17 protein-coding genes are annotated in these 16,333 nt (G+C 35.8%); all 17 read left to right on the forward strand.

Translation table 11 applies throughout. From position 1 onward, the window contains the following. The first annotated feature begins 5 nt into the window (after positions 1–5). Positions 6–623 carry a hypothetical protein gene (locus AC3B6G_RS04220; protein ID WP_489849172.1) on the forward strand — a complete coding sequence of 206 codons (618 nt, stop codon included), beginning with the start codon at positions 6–8 and terminating at the stop codon, positions 621–623. A gap of 47 nt (positions 624–670) precedes the next feature. Further along, positions 671–1,276, forward strand: a complete 606-nt coding sequence (locus AC3B6G_RS04225; RefSeq protein ID WP_489849173.1) for a hypothetical protein — start codon at positions 671–673, stop codon at positions 1,274–1,276. Positions 1,277–1,513: 237 nt separating this feature from the next. Next, positions 1,514–3,409, forward strand: a complete 1,896-nt coding sequence (locus AC3B6G_RS04230; RefSeq protein WP_489849174.1) for a hypothetical protein — start codon at positions 1,514–1,516, stop codon at positions 3,407–3,409. A gap of 276 nt (positions 3,410–3,685) precedes the next feature. Further along, positions 3,686–4,513 carry an alkaline phosphatase family protein gene (locus AC3B6G_RS04235; RefSeq protein WP_489849175.1) on the forward strand — a complete coding sequence of 276 codons (828 nt, stop codon included), beginning with the start codon at positions 3,686–3,688 and terminating at the stop codon, positions 4,511–4,513. 98 nt (positions 4,514–4,611) lie between these two features. Continuing rightward, on the forward strand, positions 4,612–5,859 hold the full coding sequence (locus AC3B6G_RS04240) for a NupC/NupG family nucleoside CNT transporter (protein ID WP_489849176.1): 1,248 nt from the start codon (positions 4,612–4,614) through the stop codon (positions 5,857–5,859). A gap of 107 nt (positions 5,860–5,966) precedes the next feature. Then, complete coding sequence (rsmG, locus tag AC3B6G_RS04245; protein ID WP_489849177.1) at positions 5,967–6,695, forward strand: 16S rRNA (guanine(527)-N(7))-methyltransferase RsmG; 729 nt, start codon at positions 5,967–5,969, stop codon at positions 6,693–6,695. A gap of 14 nt (positions 6,696–6,709) precedes the next feature. Beyond that, positions 6,710–7,477, forward strand: coding sequence for a ParA family protein (locus AC3B6G_RS04250; protein WP_489849178.1), 768 nt, complete (start codon positions 6,710–6,712; stop codon positions 7,475–7,477). Further along, positions 7,464–8,363 carry a ParB/RepB/Spo0J family partition protein gene (locus tag AC3B6G_RS04255; RefSeq protein WP_489849179.1) on the forward strand — a complete coding sequence of 300 codons (900 nt, stop codon included), beginning with the start codon at positions 7,464–7,466 and terminating at the stop codon, positions 8,361–8,363. The genes AC3B6G_RS04250 and AC3B6G_RS04255 overlap by 14 nt, the downstream gene beginning before the upstream one ends. 12 nt (positions 8,364–8,375) lie before the next feature. After that, entirely contained in the window at positions 8,376–8,570 is a 195-nt protein-coding gene (locus AC3B6G_RS04260; RefSeq protein ID WP_489849180.1) for a DUF951 domain-containing protein, read from the forward strand. Between the two features lie 35 nt (positions 8,571–8,605). After that, a complete protein-coding gene (ychF, locus tag AC3B6G_RS04265; protein ID WP_489849181.1) occupies positions 8,606–9,706 on the forward strand; it encodes a redox-regulated ATPase YchF in 1,101 nt (366 codons plus the stop codon). Between the two features lie 11 nt (positions 9,707–9,717). Then, positions 9,718–10,455 (forward strand): DUF1129 family protein, encoded by a 738-nt coding sequence (locus AC3B6G_RS04270; protein WP_489849182.1) that lies wholly within the window; start codon positions 9,718–9,720, stop codon positions 10,453–10,455. A gap of 118 nt (positions 10,456–10,573) precedes the next feature. Beyond that, positions 10,574–11,713: an IMP dehydrogenase gene (guaB, locus tag AC3B6G_RS04275; RefSeq protein ID WP_489849183.1), complete on the forward strand. Its 1,140-nt coding sequence runs from the start codon at positions 10,574–10,576 to the stop codon at positions 11,711–11,713. Positions 11,714–11,900: 187 nt separating this feature from the next. Continuing rightward, on the forward strand, positions 11,901–12,590 hold the full coding sequence (locus tag AC3B6G_RS04280; protein ID WP_489849184.1) for a response regulator transcription factor: 690 nt from the start codon (positions 11,901–11,903) through the stop codon (positions 12,588–12,590). Continuing rightward, entirely contained in the window at positions 12,590–13,804 is a 1,215-nt protein-coding gene (locus AC3B6G_RS04285; protein ID WP_489849185.1) for a sensor histidine kinase, read from the forward strand. The genes AC3B6G_RS04280 and AC3B6G_RS04285 overlap by 1 nt, the downstream gene beginning before the upstream one ends. Positions 13,805–13,820: 16 nt before the next feature. Beyond that, positions 13,821–15,089: a D-alanyl-D-alanine carboxypeptidase family protein gene (locus tag AC3B6G_RS04290; RefSeq protein WP_489849186.1), complete on the forward strand. Its 1,269-nt coding sequence runs from the start codon at positions 13,821–13,823 to the stop codon at positions 15,087–15,089. 80 nt (positions 15,090–15,169) lie between these two features. Next, positions 15,170–15,964, forward strand: a complete 795-nt coding sequence (locus AC3B6G_RS04295; protein ID WP_489849187.1) for an AzlC family ABC transporter permease — start codon at positions 15,170–15,172, stop codon at positions 15,962–15,964. Between the two features lie 13 nt (positions 15,965–15,977). Continuing rightward, positions 15,978–16,310: an AzlD domain-containing protein gene (locus AC3B6G_RS04300; protein WP_489849188.1), complete on the forward strand. Its 333-nt coding sequence runs from the start codon at positions 15,978–15,980 to the stop codon at positions 16,308–16,310. Positions 16,311–16,333 lie beyond the last annotated feature (23 nt).

Here is a 16,333-nt window from a genome sequence, read left to right on the forward strand (position 1 = left end):
TATTCATGAAGTTAGATAAAAAAGCAGCAACAAATGGTTATTATGGTAGTACGTCACACGTAAAAAAAGAAAGTGGAACTAGTTATGCTTTAAAACGGGTTTTAGTTGCAGCTGTGATATTGATTATTTTAGGAGCTGGGTACATTTTTGTTGCAGGGAATCCATTTGAACAACATTCAGCTTCACAACCAGCTAAACCAAAAGTAACTCAACCAGCACCGAAACCTAAATCTACTAATAAGACGATTATAAAAAGTGACGTTGTTAGTTCCAAACAATTAAAAATAAATATTAATGATGTTTATGAAAATTTGAATAATATTGCTAATGGCTATGGTGATACGAATGATAATAATGAATCACTTGCTCATTATTTTGTTGATGGCAGTCATAATAGTTTTTATAAGAAGCAAGATCGTTGGGCTAACAATGAATTGGGTAACCGAAGAGTTCAAAGTGTTGAATTACATCCATCAGTTCAAAAGGTCAACGGTAGAACTGTTTCCTATGTTGTTAAAAGCTCTTCTACTCTACCAAATGGAAAAACAAAAACGACAAAGGGGAACTGGAAGATTAATTTTAATAAAGATGGAAAGATTATTAGTATAAGACAACAAAAATAATTACAATATGATAAACTAGGGGTATTATTACTAGGAGGTTTTCTTACATGGAAAAATTAACCCAAAATGCAGATTATGCGATTTTCTTGGCTGTGGCAAAAGCCCCAATGAGCCAATTAGATTTCACTGAAATGGTAGCAGCAGCTAAGACATTAGACTCTAGTGTTGATGAAAAGAAGCTTAAATCTGTTTTACCACAAATGTTCGATAATGCATTGGAACAAAATACAGATCTGAAGCTTTACGTTCGTTGTAACAATGTTGCTAACACTCGTGACATTCAATCAGCACTTTTAGATGGTGGCGAAGTAAGTGATGATCTATGGAACGATTCAGTTTGGTCCGTAATGCCATTTGCTGATATGCCCGCTAATAACATGAATGGCCAAAGCGATTTATCCCATGGTGATCATCATCGTAATCGTGGTGTGAAACCATTCAAGAGTTATAAGGCTAAAATTGATCAAGCTCGTAATAATTTAGATTTATCAAAACGAGCAGATCAAGCAAAGACACAATTAGCTGATTCAACTGAAAAGGCAAAACAACAATTTGATAAAACGTCAGATAAGGTTAAAGAACAAGGAAATGCCTTGTACAAACGTCTTCGTGGTTCATCAATGCGCTTCAGAAATCGTTTCTTTAGAAAATAATATTTAAAATTAAGATTGATATAAGTTTTCAAAGAGTTAACAAAAAGATTACAACCCGTTGTTATCATTGCACATTTTGAAGCTTATGTTATATAATAACAATTGTAAGAATTAATTGAAGTGGGTATGTAATTTAAATCAAGAATTGATTAAAAAGATTTGGCGTTTCGCCATTTTCATGTTATAATTCTTACAACTTGATGAATTACATATCTTATATATTTGGAGGGAATTATAATGCGTTCAAGTTTAAAGAAATCATTATACTTGGGTCTTGCTGCATTGAGTTTTGCTTCAGTTGCAGGTGCTAGTTTTGCTAACACTAATGCTTCTGCTAAGAAAGCTACTAAGAAGGCAAAGGCTACCAAGAAAGCTAAAAAGGCTAAGAAAGCTAAAAAGGCTACTAAGAAAGCCGTTTCTATTAAGTCAGTTGTAAATATTGATAACCAAGCATATGTTGCTACTGCTTACAATGTTACTGCATCTAACTTAACTAACCGTCCTGCTGGTGTTAAGGGTTCACGTAGTGTTGCTACTGTTAACTCAAGTGCTAACTACATGGCTTACCAAGAAGCTACTTTAAGTAACGGTAAGAAGTACTTCAAGGTTGTTGAATTCGGTAACTCAGCTAACCGTGGATGGGTTTCTGCAGACCAAGCTAAGTCTGTAAACACATTTACTGCTGGTGCTAATGACATGAATACTCAATCAGTATTCTTGAAGTACCCTGGTGCTCAAAACATTTACAAGTACCCAGTTGGTTCTACTTACAAGCGTGTTGTAGCATTTAGTGCTGCTGATACTGCTAAGTATGCTAAAGACCAATTTGGTATTAGCCAAGTTGCTACTGTAAATGGCCGTCGTGCTTACTACATTATCGACTTAAACCACAACGAAGTTCAAGGTTGGGTTGACTCAGCTAACTTAAGCAACTCTGTTGGTCGTTACTTTGACAAGAGTAATGATGTTAAGATTAACTTTGTTAATAAAGATGGTAAGACTGTTTACTCTTACATTTCTAACATCACTAACAACTCTGCAAACGAAAACCAAACTCATAATGACGAACATGATACTAACAATGGTAATGGTACTCACTCAAGCAACAACAACGTTACTGACAATGGTTTCAAGAACGTTTTTGCTGATTACAGCAGTACTGACCGTGTATTAAGCAAGTCATTCTTGACTCTTAATAACTCAAACTCTATTGACAATGCTCACTTATTCAACTTGAGTACTTCTAATGGTAGCGATGGCGAACCTATTCTTAACGTTCTTGATGGTGATCAATCTGTTAAGGATCAAACTCCTCGTCATAGTGGTGACATTAACGCTGTCTTAAACAGCTTGAACTACACTGCTAGTGCTAGTGACATTAACTACAGCTTAAGTAATTTAGGTACTGTTAAGGTTGGGGATACTATTAACATTAATGTTCATGCTATCCACGAAAACCAAGCAACTTCTAACTTTAAGTTCGCTGCTATTACTCCTAATGCTCAAGGTGCTTACAACCCTGCAGATGCTAAAGCTTTAAACATTACTGGTCCTGCTATGTCAGATGCTGTTAAACATGCATTTACTGGTAACAAGAATTCATTTGTTCCTATGAACATTATGGATACTTTATTAGCTAACCATGGTAACGTTGATGGTAAGGATGTTAACGTAAACACTGGTAACACTAACACTGCTGATGGTACTGGTACTAATGCTACTAATACTGATGACAACCAAGGTAATGCATTTAGCGAAGCATGGATGTACTTCGACTTAAACAATGCTAACTCAAGTTATGCATACATTCCTGGTACTACTAACATGAATGTTGATAGCATTGCTGATTACACTAATGGTTTCAATGGTCGTATTGCATACAGTAACGTTAATGATGTTGTTAAGGCTGCTTCTTACTATGGTTCCAAGAATGGTCGTTTCAGCTTAGTTAACAAGACTACTGGTGCTAAAGACGCTGATGGTGTTGTTCCTACTCCAATTCAAATTGGTGGACAATTCCATTATGAATATGTCTTAGACAAGGCAGCTACTGCTCAATACAACAAGGGTGCTACATTCTATGGTCAAGATATTACTCTTGTTTACGATGCAGTTCCAGTTGTTACTAAATAAGGTTAATTTATTTAATTAGTTTTAAATGATTAATGGAAAAAGCGTGAACTTTATTGTTCACGTTTTTTTGTACAAAAATTTACTAGGAGTGTTATAATTAAGTTCCTTGGCAAGGGCACTTATTAAATAATTGAACAATTCTTTAATAAGTACTTTGATCGTTATGCAAATTGCATAGCGATTTTTTATTTGGAATTAATTTGCGTACTGTTTATTTTCTAATGTCTTAAAAACTGTTATAATTATCTTAAGATATTTAACGAGAGGAAGATGTTCATGGAATTTAGACGAATTATCGTTGTTGATTTAGCTTCGCTAGGTGTCGGGGAATCAGGAGATGCTAATCGTTATGATTCTGTTGGTTCTGATACATTAGGGCATTTAGATGAGCAATGCCATGAACAACTCAAATTACCCACGCTAACTAAATTGGGTTTGGGAAACATTCGTTGGGATCATCATTTAACTTCTGTTCCAGAAATTGATGAACCGATTGGCTTTGCTGGGAAACTTCATCCAACTGTAAAAGCTAATTATTCAACATCAACGTTGCGAGAAATGTTTGATTTTGCTGAACCTTTAAGAACGGTTTGTGTATTTAATAATTTAGCTCGCCAAGGATATGAGGTTTCAATCATTTCACGTTATATTAGTTATTTAGCTGATCAAGATGTGACACATCAAGTTCAATGTGCGTTCGATGATACCGCTTTTGAAAGTTGCTTTCGACAACTTAGAAAAATAGAAAATGGGGTCATTTATGTTCAAGAACCAGAACTTCAGTTAGCTGCTATCGCTCACGATATGGAAAGATACGTGGATCGATTGAACGTAATTGACACCCAAATTAAAACTTTACTTACCCGTTTGAACGATAACGATTTGTTGATTGTAACATCGAGTTATTCTCAAGATTTAACTTTTAAAACGACGATGACCCGTGAATATCTTCCGATCATCTTATATTCACCACGTTTTAAAGTTGGTCATTCTTTAGGGATTCGACGAACTGCAGGCGATGTTGCAACTACGATTGCCCATAATTTTTCAACGCCAACTGATCATGAAAACTATGAACATAGTTTATTAAATCAATTAAAATAAATCTGATCAATTGAAAGGAGTGATGCAAGACGAATTGATGGCCTTGTTGTCTGTATCCCAACGTTAAAAAATGCATTTATAGAAAGGAAATCGTTATCATGTATCTTGCTATTAACATTTTAGGTGTGATAGTTTTTCTTGCGATTGCTGTTCTTTTTTCTAAGAACCGTCGTAATATTAAGTGGCGTTCAGTTGCCATTGTTTTGGTTTTAAATCTAGTTATTGCTTATTTGCTTACTAACTTTAGTTGGGGCCGTGACGCAGTTAATGCTGCTGCCAATGGTTTTGCTGGATTAGTTCAAGTGGCTTATCAAGGAATTGCATTTGCGCTACCAAGTTGGGTCCATGTTAAAAATATGGATTTCGTAACTAGTGCTTTATTACCAATCCTATTGATCGTGCCAGTTTTTGACATTTTAACCTATATTGGAATCCTTCCATTTATTATTAAATGGATTGGTCGGGGGTTGTCTTATGTAACTGGTCAACCTAAGTTCGAATCATTCTTCTCTGTTGAGATGATGTTCTTAGGGAACACAGAAGCACTTGCTGTTTCTAATTTACAATTAAAGCATATTAGTGCGCAACGGAATATGACGATTGCGATGATGTCAATGTCTTGTGTTACCGCTTCTATTTTAGGGGCATATATTCAAATGGTTCCAGGCCAATTCGTATTGACTGCTGTTCCATTGAATGTTTTAAATGCGGTAATTGTTACTAGTATTTTGAACCCAGTTAGTGTGAAACCAGAAGACGATACTATTGCTGATTTCAAGACTGGTGTTGAAGAAACTACTGATGAAGTTAGTGGTGACAAAAAGGACCCTGAAAGAGAACCATTCTTCTCATTCTTAGGTGATTCTATTTTAGGTGCTGGTCGTTTAATTTTGATTATTACCGCTAACGTGATTGCCTTTGTTGCTTTAGCTGCTTTAATTGATAAATTGTTAGGATTTATTAATCCATGGTTATCACTTGAACATATTTTAGGAATTATTATGTTCCCATTTGCTTGGTTAATGGGGCAAAATGTTCATGACGCCTTTAACTTTGCTCAATTAATGGGAACTAAGTTGGTAACTAATGAATTTGTTGTTATGCAACGAATTACTGGGACCATTAATAATAGTCACGTTTTCCCACCTCACTACAGAGCTCAATTAGTTGTATTCTTAACTTCATTTGCTAACTTTAGTACAGTTGGAATGATTATTGGAGCTTTCAAGGGAATTGTTGATAGAGCTAAAAATGATACGATTAGCCGAAGCGTTGGTTACATGCTTCTTTCTGGAATTTTAGTTTCATTATTATCTTCTGGAATTGTTGGTTTATTCGTTTGGTAGAACTTAATTAAAATCTAATCTAAAGTCGGTGTATTCACACCGGCTTTTTTTAATGGTAAAATAATAAAGTATATGTCCACAGTTTAAAGATAGTCGGGGTAATAATTATGAATCCAGAACAATTTGCGTCCAGTTTAGCGGAACATGGAATTAAGCTAACTGAGACCCAGTTACAACAATTTGATACATACTATAAAATGTTGGTAGAAACTAATCAACACGTTAATTTAACAACGATTGTTGAACGTGATGATGTGTATTTAAAACATTTCTACGATTCGATTACACCGGCTTTTTATGTAAAGGGAATTCAAGAAGAACCATTAACGCTTTGTGATATTGGAGCAGGGGCAGGTTTTCCTTCTTTACCAATGAAAATTTGTTTCCCGCAATTAAAAATTACGATTGTTGATTCGTTAAATAAACGATTACGATTTTTAGAAGATTTAATTTCAACATTAAAATTAGATAATGTTAAACTAGTTCATGCTAGAGCAGAAGAATTTGGTGGAAAAAAATCAAAAGCGCGCGAAAGTTTTGATGTAGTGACTGCAAGGGCAGTTGCTCGGATGAGCGTTTTAAGTGAACTTTGCTTGCCACTAGTTAAAATTGGTGGACAATTAATCGCTTTAAAGGCTGCGAGAGCTGATGAAGAAATGATTGCTGGAAAACGAGCGATTTTTGTTTTAGGTGGTCAATTAGACGCTGATTATGATTTTAAATTACCAATTTCGGATGATGAACGAAATATTGTGGTCGTTAATAAGGTTAAACCAACCCCTAAGAAGTATCCTCGTAAAGCAGGAACCCCAAATCGACAAGCAATTGGAGAATAAAAGGAGTGAATGAAATGCATATTATATCATTAGCGAATCAAAAAGGTGGCGTTGGAAAAACAACGACGGCAGTTAACCTGGGAGCAGCCCTTGCCAAGCTCGGAAAAAGAGTTTTGATCATTGATGTTGATGCCCAAGGAAATGCCACTAGTGGAGTGGGGATTTCCAAAGCTACGATTAAAAAAGATATGTATGATGTTTTAGTGAATGAAACACCATTCTCGGCAGTAATTAGACACACGACAAATAAAAATTTAGATATTGCTCCGGCAACGATTCAATTATCAGCTGCTGATATCGAATTAACGCCAATGATTGCTCGTGAAACCAGACTACAAGAAGCCATTCGTGGAATCAGCGGACAATATGACTATGTTTTGATCGATTGTCCACCCTCGTTAGGACTGATTACGATTAACGCCTTCACTGCTAGTGATGCCTTGATCATTCCAGTGCAAAGTGAATACTATGCTTTAGAGGGATTGAGTCAATTGTTACACACTATTCATTTGGTTCAAAAGCATTTTAATCCTAAATTATTCATTGAAGGGGTTTTGATGACGATGTATGATCCAAGAACTAATTTAGGAAGTGATGTGGTTAAGGAAGTTAAGGGACATTTCAATGATAAGGTTTATAAAACGATTATCACAAGAAGTGTTAAATTAGCAGAAGCACCTAGCCACCAACAATCAATTATTGATTATGAACCTAGCTCTAAAGGCGCAAAACTATACATGAATTTAGCAAAGGAAGTGTTATTAGCTAATGGCGAAGAATAAAAAAGGCGGACTTGGTCGAGGATTTGAGGCTTTATTTGAAGATAATAATATTGATGGGGTCGATGAAAATTCAGAAACCATCAAAGATATTCCTTTGACCCAACTAGTTGCTAATCCATACCAACCTAGAACTGAATTTGAACCTGATGCTTTAAAGGATTTGGCTGAATCGATTCAAAAGTCAGGGGTATTTCAACCAATTATCGTTAGAAGAGTTTCTGATGATCATTACGAAATCCTTGCAGGGGAAAGACGTTTTCGAGCTTCTAAATTAGCTAAGAAAACAACGATCCCAGCAATCGTTCGAGATGTTTCCGATGCCCAAATGATGGAAATCGCTGTATTGGAAAACTTACAACGAGAAAACCTGACTCCAATTGATGAAGCTCAAGCTTACAATATGTTAATGACAAATTTGAAATTAACCCAAGCACAGGTTGCTGAACGAATGGGAAAGAGTCGTTCTTACATTGCCAATTACTTACGATTATTGGGATTACCAAAAGAAGTTAAATCGATGTTACAGAATAATCGTTTATCAATGGGTCAAGCACGTGCCCTATTAGCTTTGAGTGATCCAAATCAATTACGGGCTTTAGCTCAAGAAACATATGCTAAAACGTTAACTGTTCGTCAAATTAATGCCCGGATCAAGGAATTGGGACAAGCTAAACATAATAAGCGAACCACAAAGAAAATGCGGAGAAGTAGTCGGAAGTCACCATTTTTACGAGCAAGTGAAAATCAATTGCAGGATAAATTTGATACTCCGGTAGCAATTAATGCTAGTCGAAGTAAGCGTGGTCAAGGAACGATTGAAATTCAATATTTGACTAATGAAGATTTGAGTCGCTTATTACGCTTACTCCACGTTGACTTAAATTAGGAGGATTTTAACATGTATGGAATTCACGATATTGTTGAAATGAAGAAACCCCATCCATGTGGAACAAATCGATGGGAAATTATCCGAATGGGTGCCGATATTAAAATCGAATGTACAAAGTGTAAGCATGTAGTTATGTTGCCACGGCGTCAATTTGAGCATAAAATGAAGAAGGTACTTGAAAAACACGAATCATCTGAAAAATAAATTTATACAATTAATTTAAAAGGGGATTTTTATTTATGTCTTTAACTGCCGGAATTGTGGGGTTACCAAACGTTGGTAAATCAACATTATTTAATGCAATTACGAATGCAGGAGCTGAAATGGCTAACTACCCATTTGCTACGATCGATCCAAACGTTGGAATGGTGGAAGTTCCAGATGCTCGTTTAGCTCGGATTCAAGAAATCATTCCAGCTAAGAAAGTTGTCCCAACCACCTTTGAATTTACTGATATTGCTGGAATTGTTAAAGGTGCTAGTAAGGGAGAAGGTCTTGGAAACAAGTTCTTGGAAAATATTCGTCAAGTTGATGCAATCGTGCACGTTGTGCGAGCCTTTGACGATGACAATATTACCAGTGTTACTGGAACCGTTGACCCAATTGCAGATATTCAAACGATTAATTTAGAATTAGGGATTGCCGACTTGGACGCTGTTAATAAACGATTAGGCAAGGTTGAACGTGCTGCAAAAGGAAAAGACGAAGATGCTTTAGCTGAAAAGGCAGTTTTAGATAAGATCAAACCAGTCCTTGAAGACGGGGGAACTGTTCGTTCAATTGATTTTGACGAAGATGAACAAAAAATCGTTAAGGGTGAATTCCTATTAACTTCTAAACCAGTTCTTTACGTTGCTAACATTGCTGAATCAGACATGGCTGATCCTTCTAAATCCAAGTATTTCCAACAAATCAAAGAATTTGCTGATAAGGAAGGCGCTCAAGTAATTGGAATCGCTGCAGAAGCTGAAGAAGAAATCGCCGAACTTGATCCTGAAGATAAGAAATCGTTCTTAAAGGATGAAGGAGTTAGCGAACCTGGATTGAATAAATTAATTCGGGCTGCTTACAAGTTATTAGGACTTGAAACATTCTTCACTGCTGGTGGTAAAGAAACGAAGGCTTGGACTTATTTAAAGGGAACTAAGGCTCCTCAAGCTGCCGGAATTATTCATTCTGACTTTGAACGTGGATTTATTCGTGCAGAAATTATGAGCTTTGATGACCTAGACAAATTAGGTAGTGAAAATGCAGTTAAAGATGCTGGAAAGTTAAGAGTTGAAGGTAAAGACTATGTCATGCAGGATGGTGACATCGTTAACTTTAGATTTAACGTTTAGGAGTGAAATGAATGTCATCGATCGATGAACAAAATCGCCAAAAAAACGCTGATGTTAAACAAAATCAAGCTAAAGAAATTAAGGAACAACAATCTTATTTTAATAATCTTGGACTAACGAAGCGAAATGCTGAATACATGATTCGTTTCCATCGGCAGTTTGAAAGTGTTAAGTTAGATGCTGATAAGAAGAATGACATCATTGATAAGATGGTTAATGAATTATTAGCCCATCAAAAAGAAGGAAAAACAGCGCGGAATATGTATGGAACGGTTGAAGAAAGAATTAATTCGATCGTTAATCCGCCTAAGCAAAAACAATCAATTACGGCTAATTATTGGCCAAATGCGGTTTATAATGCTATTTTCTTTTTTGCCATGTTCAATGCAATTTATGGAATTACGTTCCTTTTCAATTATAATAAAGGAGCTCAGAACCAAAATGCAGCAGGATTTACAACGTTATTGATCATCTCAGTTGCCGCTGGTCTTGGGACACCAATTATCACCCGTTTATTTGATGCGAACATCGTTCACACTTATTCTGGTTGGATGAGATTCTTGTTCATGTTATTAATGGTTGTGGGGTGGATTTTGATCTTTATTGTAACGGCATTCTTGCCAGCAATTGTTAATCCATTATTGAATCCAATTGCAGATCTTGTGATCGCTGGAGTTGGAATTTTATTTAATCTTTATCTTAAGTCTAAATATCCTAATATTACAGGGATGTTTGCAATGCGTCGTTAAGCAAATAACAAGGTTTTCGAATTTGACGAAAGCCTTGTTTTTTGGTAAATTAGATATAATTTATATTTTTCTAATTGTTGATTTGTTGCTGATTTAATAAAAAGGAGCGCTCCGAATTATGTCCAATTGGGATAACAAGTTTAAAAAAGAAGGCATTACCTTCGATGATGTCTTATTAATTCCGGCTGAAAGCCATGTTTTACCTAATGAAGTTGATACTAGTGTTCGTTTAGCTGATAACATTAAGTTAAACGTTCCATTCTTAAGTGCTAGTATGGATACAGTTACCGAATCAAAGATGGGCATTGCCATGGCAGAAGTTGGTGGCTTAGGTGTTATTCATAAGAATATGTTGATCGATGACCAAGCTGCTGAGGTTGCGAAAGTTAAAGCTGTTGAAAATGATCCTAAGAAGTTTCCTAACGCTGCTGTAGATGCTAATAACCATTTATTAGCTGCTGCTGCCGTTGGAGTCACAAGTGATACATTTAAGCGGGCTGACGCTTTGTTCAAAGCTGGTGCTGATGCAATCGTTATTGATACTGCTCATGGTCATTCAGCAGGTGTTTTACGTAAAATCAAGGAAATTCGTGAAACTTATCCTAAAGCTACTTTGATTGCTGGGAATGTTGCTACTGGTGAAGGTGCTAATGCTTTATATGAAGCTGGTGCTGATGTAGTTAAAGTCGGAATTGGACCTGGTTCTATCTGTACTACTAGAATCGTTGCTGGTGTTGGTGTTCCTCAAATTACTGCCATTTACGATGCTGCTTCTGTTGCTCGTAAGTGGGGTCGCCCAATTATTGCTGATGGTGGAATCAAGTATAGTGGTGATGTTGCTAAAGCAATTGCTGCTGGTGGAAACGCCGTTATGCTTGGTAGTATGTTATCTGGTACTGATGAAACTCCTGGTGAAACCTTTACGGACAACGGTAAGAAGTACAAGGCTTATCGTGGAATGGGAAGTATTGCTGCGATGGAACATGGTTCTAAAGACCGTTACTTCCAAGGTGAAGTTAATGAAGCTAAGAAATTAGTTCCTGAAGGAATCGAAGCCCGAGTTGAATATAAGGGAAGCGTTAAAGACATCGTCTTCCAAATGGTTGGTGGATTACGTTCTGCCATGGGTTACACTGGTTCTAAAAATCTTCAAATTATGAGTGATCAAGCTCAATTCTGTCGGATTTCTAATGCTGGATTGATTGAATCCCATCCTCATGATGTTCAAATTACGAAAGCTGCTCCTAATTACAAATAAAATTAATAAAAACCCGTTTCAGTCGGAACGGGTTTTTATTTTGGCTTAAAAGCAATAATAATCTTAAAAAACTGTAAAAATAACTGGATTTTATTAAAGAAGGGGCTAGTTTTAAAGCATAATCTGTTAAAATAGCACTAATGTAAGATACTAAGAAATCGGATAATGAATAGCGAGGTTAACTAATATGAAAATTTTAGTTGTTGATGATGATAAAGAAATTGCTCAATTATTAGAAATTTACATTAAAAACGAAGGGTACGAACCAGTTTCGGCATACAATGGTCCGGATGCCTTATCATTACTTAGAACTGAACCAGATATTGGTCTAATGATTTTAGATGTCATGATGCCTAAAATGACGGGATTGGATGTTATTAAGGAAGTTCGTCGTGACTCTAACATCCCAATTATTGTGTTATCAGCTAAGACTGCTGATATGGATAAGATTCAAGGGTTGATCAGTGGTGCTGATGATTATGTTACGAAACCATTTAATCCATTGGAAGTAATGGCTCGAGTTCGTTCTTTACTTCGTCGGAGTAATGATAACGTTAAGAATACCCAACCAGCAATTTCTGAAGTTGGTCCTTTAACGATTAATAAAGATTCACATGAAGTTAAGACGATGGATGGAAAAGATATTCAATTAACAGCGTTAGAATTCGGCATTTTATACTTACTTGCAAGTCATCCTAATCGAGTTTTTTCAGCTGATGAGATTTTCGAACGCGTCTGGCGGCAAGAAAGTGTTGTTTCAGCTAAAACTGTTATGGTGCACGTTAGCCACTTACGTGATAAAATTGAAGCTGCTACTAACGGTGAAAAAGTTATTCAAACCGTTTGGGGTGTCGGCTACAAGATTGAAATGAACTAATGAATACTAATAATCCAACTTTAAGATTAACAGCAAGAGAACGAACTGAATTATTGGGGGAGGGGATCATCACATTAGTACTATTACTGATGTTGAACCTCTCTTTAGTGATTTTAGTTGAAGAAACAATGGCTAATAATCCAGGGGTCCAGTTTGGAGTTCATACCATCAATCATTCCATTTGGACTGATGGTGGTCCAGGTGGACATCCTAATTTTTGGGCTCAGATATTTAATTGGAAAAGGATTTTTATTTTCCTTTTATTTGTGATTGATGCAGTTACTGTATATTGGCGTTTGAATCGTCGTTATCAATTGATTCAATTACGGCATGTAATTAGTGAAATTCATTATATTGCCCGTGGTCACTTTGATCATCGAATTCAATTCCGCATCAAAGGTGAGAATCAAAAAGTGATCGATAGTGTTAATTCATTAGTTGATAGTGTTATTGATTCAATGGAAGAAGAGCGCCAAATTGAACGTTCTAAGGATGAAATGATCACTAATGTTAGTCATGACATTAGAACGCCATTAACTTCAATTATTGGTTATTTGGGGCTGCTAGAATCAGGTCCTAAACAAAGTCTTGAAAATCAACAAAAATATATTAATATCGCTTATATGAAAGCTAAGCAGATGAAGGGATTGGCAGATGATCTTTTTGAATATACTAAAGATCGTCAACCTTCAACGCCACTTGAAATCCATTCAATCAATCTTGATCAAATGCTAGCGCAACTTTCTGCTAGTTTTGAATACGATGCTCAAAAAGTGGGAATGAAAATAACTTCTAAATGTAAACCCAAAGATTTAAAAATCGAAGGGGATGCTGATAAATTAGCGCGTGTGTTCAATAATTTAATTTCTAATTCATTGAAATATGGTAAGGGTGGCAAAAATATTTATTTGAGTGCTAAAAAAACCAATGACCGTGAAGTAGTTGTTCAAGTTGCTAATGATGGGGAAGAGATTCCCAAAGCGGCAATCGACCAGATTTTTGATCGTTTTTATCGTGTTGAAACATCACGAAACAAGGAAACTGGTGGAACTGGTTTAGGATTAGCAATCGTTCAAAGTATCATTGAGAATCATAATGGATTTGTAGAAGTGACTTCGAATAAGAAAAGAACATCTTTTTCGATTCATTTACCAATTCATCATAATGATTCACTACAAAAACGCGGTTTTAAAAAGCTTCAATCCGTAAAATGAGAGGAATCTTTTGATAATGAAACATCCAATTTTTCGTCAGATTAGTTTAATCTTTGTGACGGTTTTAATGTTGAGCGTACCGGCAAATGTTGCAACGGCTAATGATAATGTATCTCAATCCGTTGCTCAACCAAGAATTAATGCTACTTCAGGGATTGCAATCGATGCTAAGTCAGGACAGTTATTATATGAGCAAAATCCTGATAAACCAATGCCATTAGCTTCAATGAGTAAACTATTGTCGATCTATGTAATTATGCAAGCCATGCATTCTGGTAAATTAAGGATGAATCAAAAGATTACGATTCCACGAGACGTGCATGATTTAAGTGTTGATCATGATTATGCAAACGTTCCGTTGGCATTACATAAGCAATATACGGTTGCTCAATTATATCAAGCATCTTTTGAATCTGCGAATGCAGCAGTAATGATGTTAGCAAAGCAAGTTGGGGGGACAACTCAACACTTTGTTTTAATGATGAGAAAAGCGGCTAAACAACTTCATTTAAAGAATGTTTCTATCTATACACCATGTGGATTAACGAATGGTGAAGTGGGTTCAATGGGGATGCCAAACACAAGTTCCAAAGCAGAGAACAAAATGTCTGCTAGAGATATGGCAATTTTAGCCAAAACGTTGGTAAATAAATATCCGCAAATTTTAAAAGCAACTTCAGTTGCTAAGTACACCCTTGGTGGAACGACGATTAAAAACGGTGATTATATGTTAAAGGGGGGAAGTGAATATACGCCTTCTCTACCTGTTCAAGGAATTAAAACAGGGACTTCTGATACATGTGGGGGTAGTTTCACTGGAACTACGAATCGAGATGGCCATCGAATTATAACTGTCGTTCTGCATGCATCTAATAAATATCCTGCTGATCCAGGTCGATTTATCGAAACTAAGAAGATTATGTATTATGTTTATGACCATTATCAATATGTTAAAGCTGGTAACGAAAAGAACGTAATTCAAAAAGTCGATGTGCCTAATGGTGATAATCAAATAGTTCAATTAAAGACGAATCAACCACTTTATTATTGGATCGCTAAACAAGGCCAAACTAGTCAGCCCCAATTGACCCTCCAAAATAAATTTAAAGATGGGAAAGGACTTGCAGCCCCACTTAAAGATAATCAATATGTTGGGACTGTTAAAATCCCCGGAATTTTTGATGTTTATGATCAACCAATTCAAGCAGCAGTTACAACATCCAATTCAATTTCAAAAGCAGGGTTCTTCACTAGACTATGGCGTTCAATTCTAAATCTATTTTAAAATAAGTTTTAATTATTTATAGAAACATAGTAAAATAAGAGTATTGAATTAATTTTGTGGTTACGCTTGGAGGAGTATTTGTGGGAGTAGAGAAAAGGTATCCATCCGATGTTCGATGGAAGGATTCGTTAAAAGCATCCTTACCTGTCGATTTAAGTTATATTCCAATCGGGTTAGCATGTGGGGTCTTACTTCATGCTTCTGGATTTAATTTTTTAAATGTCTTTTTAGTGTCAATAATGGTGTTTTCCGGAGGAGCTCAATTTTTAATTGCTTCGATGCTATTAATTAATTCACCATTATATTTAATTGTAATCATGTTATTCTTCTTGGAACTCCGTTACGCACTTTTAGGATCAAGTCTATCTAAATACCTCCAAGGACACTCGAATTTATTTACATTTATTTTTGCTTTACACTTAAATGATGAAAATTATGCAATTAATTATTTGAATTTTACGACCGATAAAAAATGGGATCCTCGAAAAGCGTTAGATGTTGAACATTATACACTAGCTTTTTGGACGGTCAGTAATCTAATCGGTAGTTTGGTTGGAGATGCTATCCATATTGATTTGGAAATTGTTGAATTTGCGTTAACGTCATTATTTATTTATATGATTGTGATGCAGATAAAAGATTGGCTCAAGCTATTTGTTTGTATTCTTGCCGGTGTATTAGCCGTTGTTTTTCTAACCTTGATGAAGTCAACTTTAGGATTAGTTATTTCGACGATTCTAGCTTCGTTAGTTGGTTTTGCTGTCGAGAATTACCTACGAAATCATAACGAACAAAAGAGTCGAATATTACGTAGTTTTAAAAACCCCGCTGGACGTCCTAAAGAAGAATTAGACGATTCAGATGTTTCGGATTAGGAGAAGTGTTAATATGGAATGGAATTCAACTCAACATTTTCTATTAGTTATTTTATGTTTTATTGTCGCTTTGATTCCGCGATACATTCCACTCTTTTTCTTCCGTGAACGAAGAATTCCAGTGTGGTTCAATGAATGGATGAAATATGTTCCAGTCGCATTATTTACATCACTAGTCGTTAAAAGCGTTTTTCTATCATCTAAATATCAGTTTGTGTTAGCTGGAAAAATGCCAATGTTATTATCGGTCTTGATCGTAATTATTATTGCCTATTGGACACGTTCAATGGCTTTATCAGTAATCTGTGGATTAGGAGCAGTTTACCTACTGACTTTTTTAATTTAAAAGCAAAAAATCGTTTAGGATTA

This window comes from Nicoliella sp. ESL1149 (assembly GCF_058107265.1).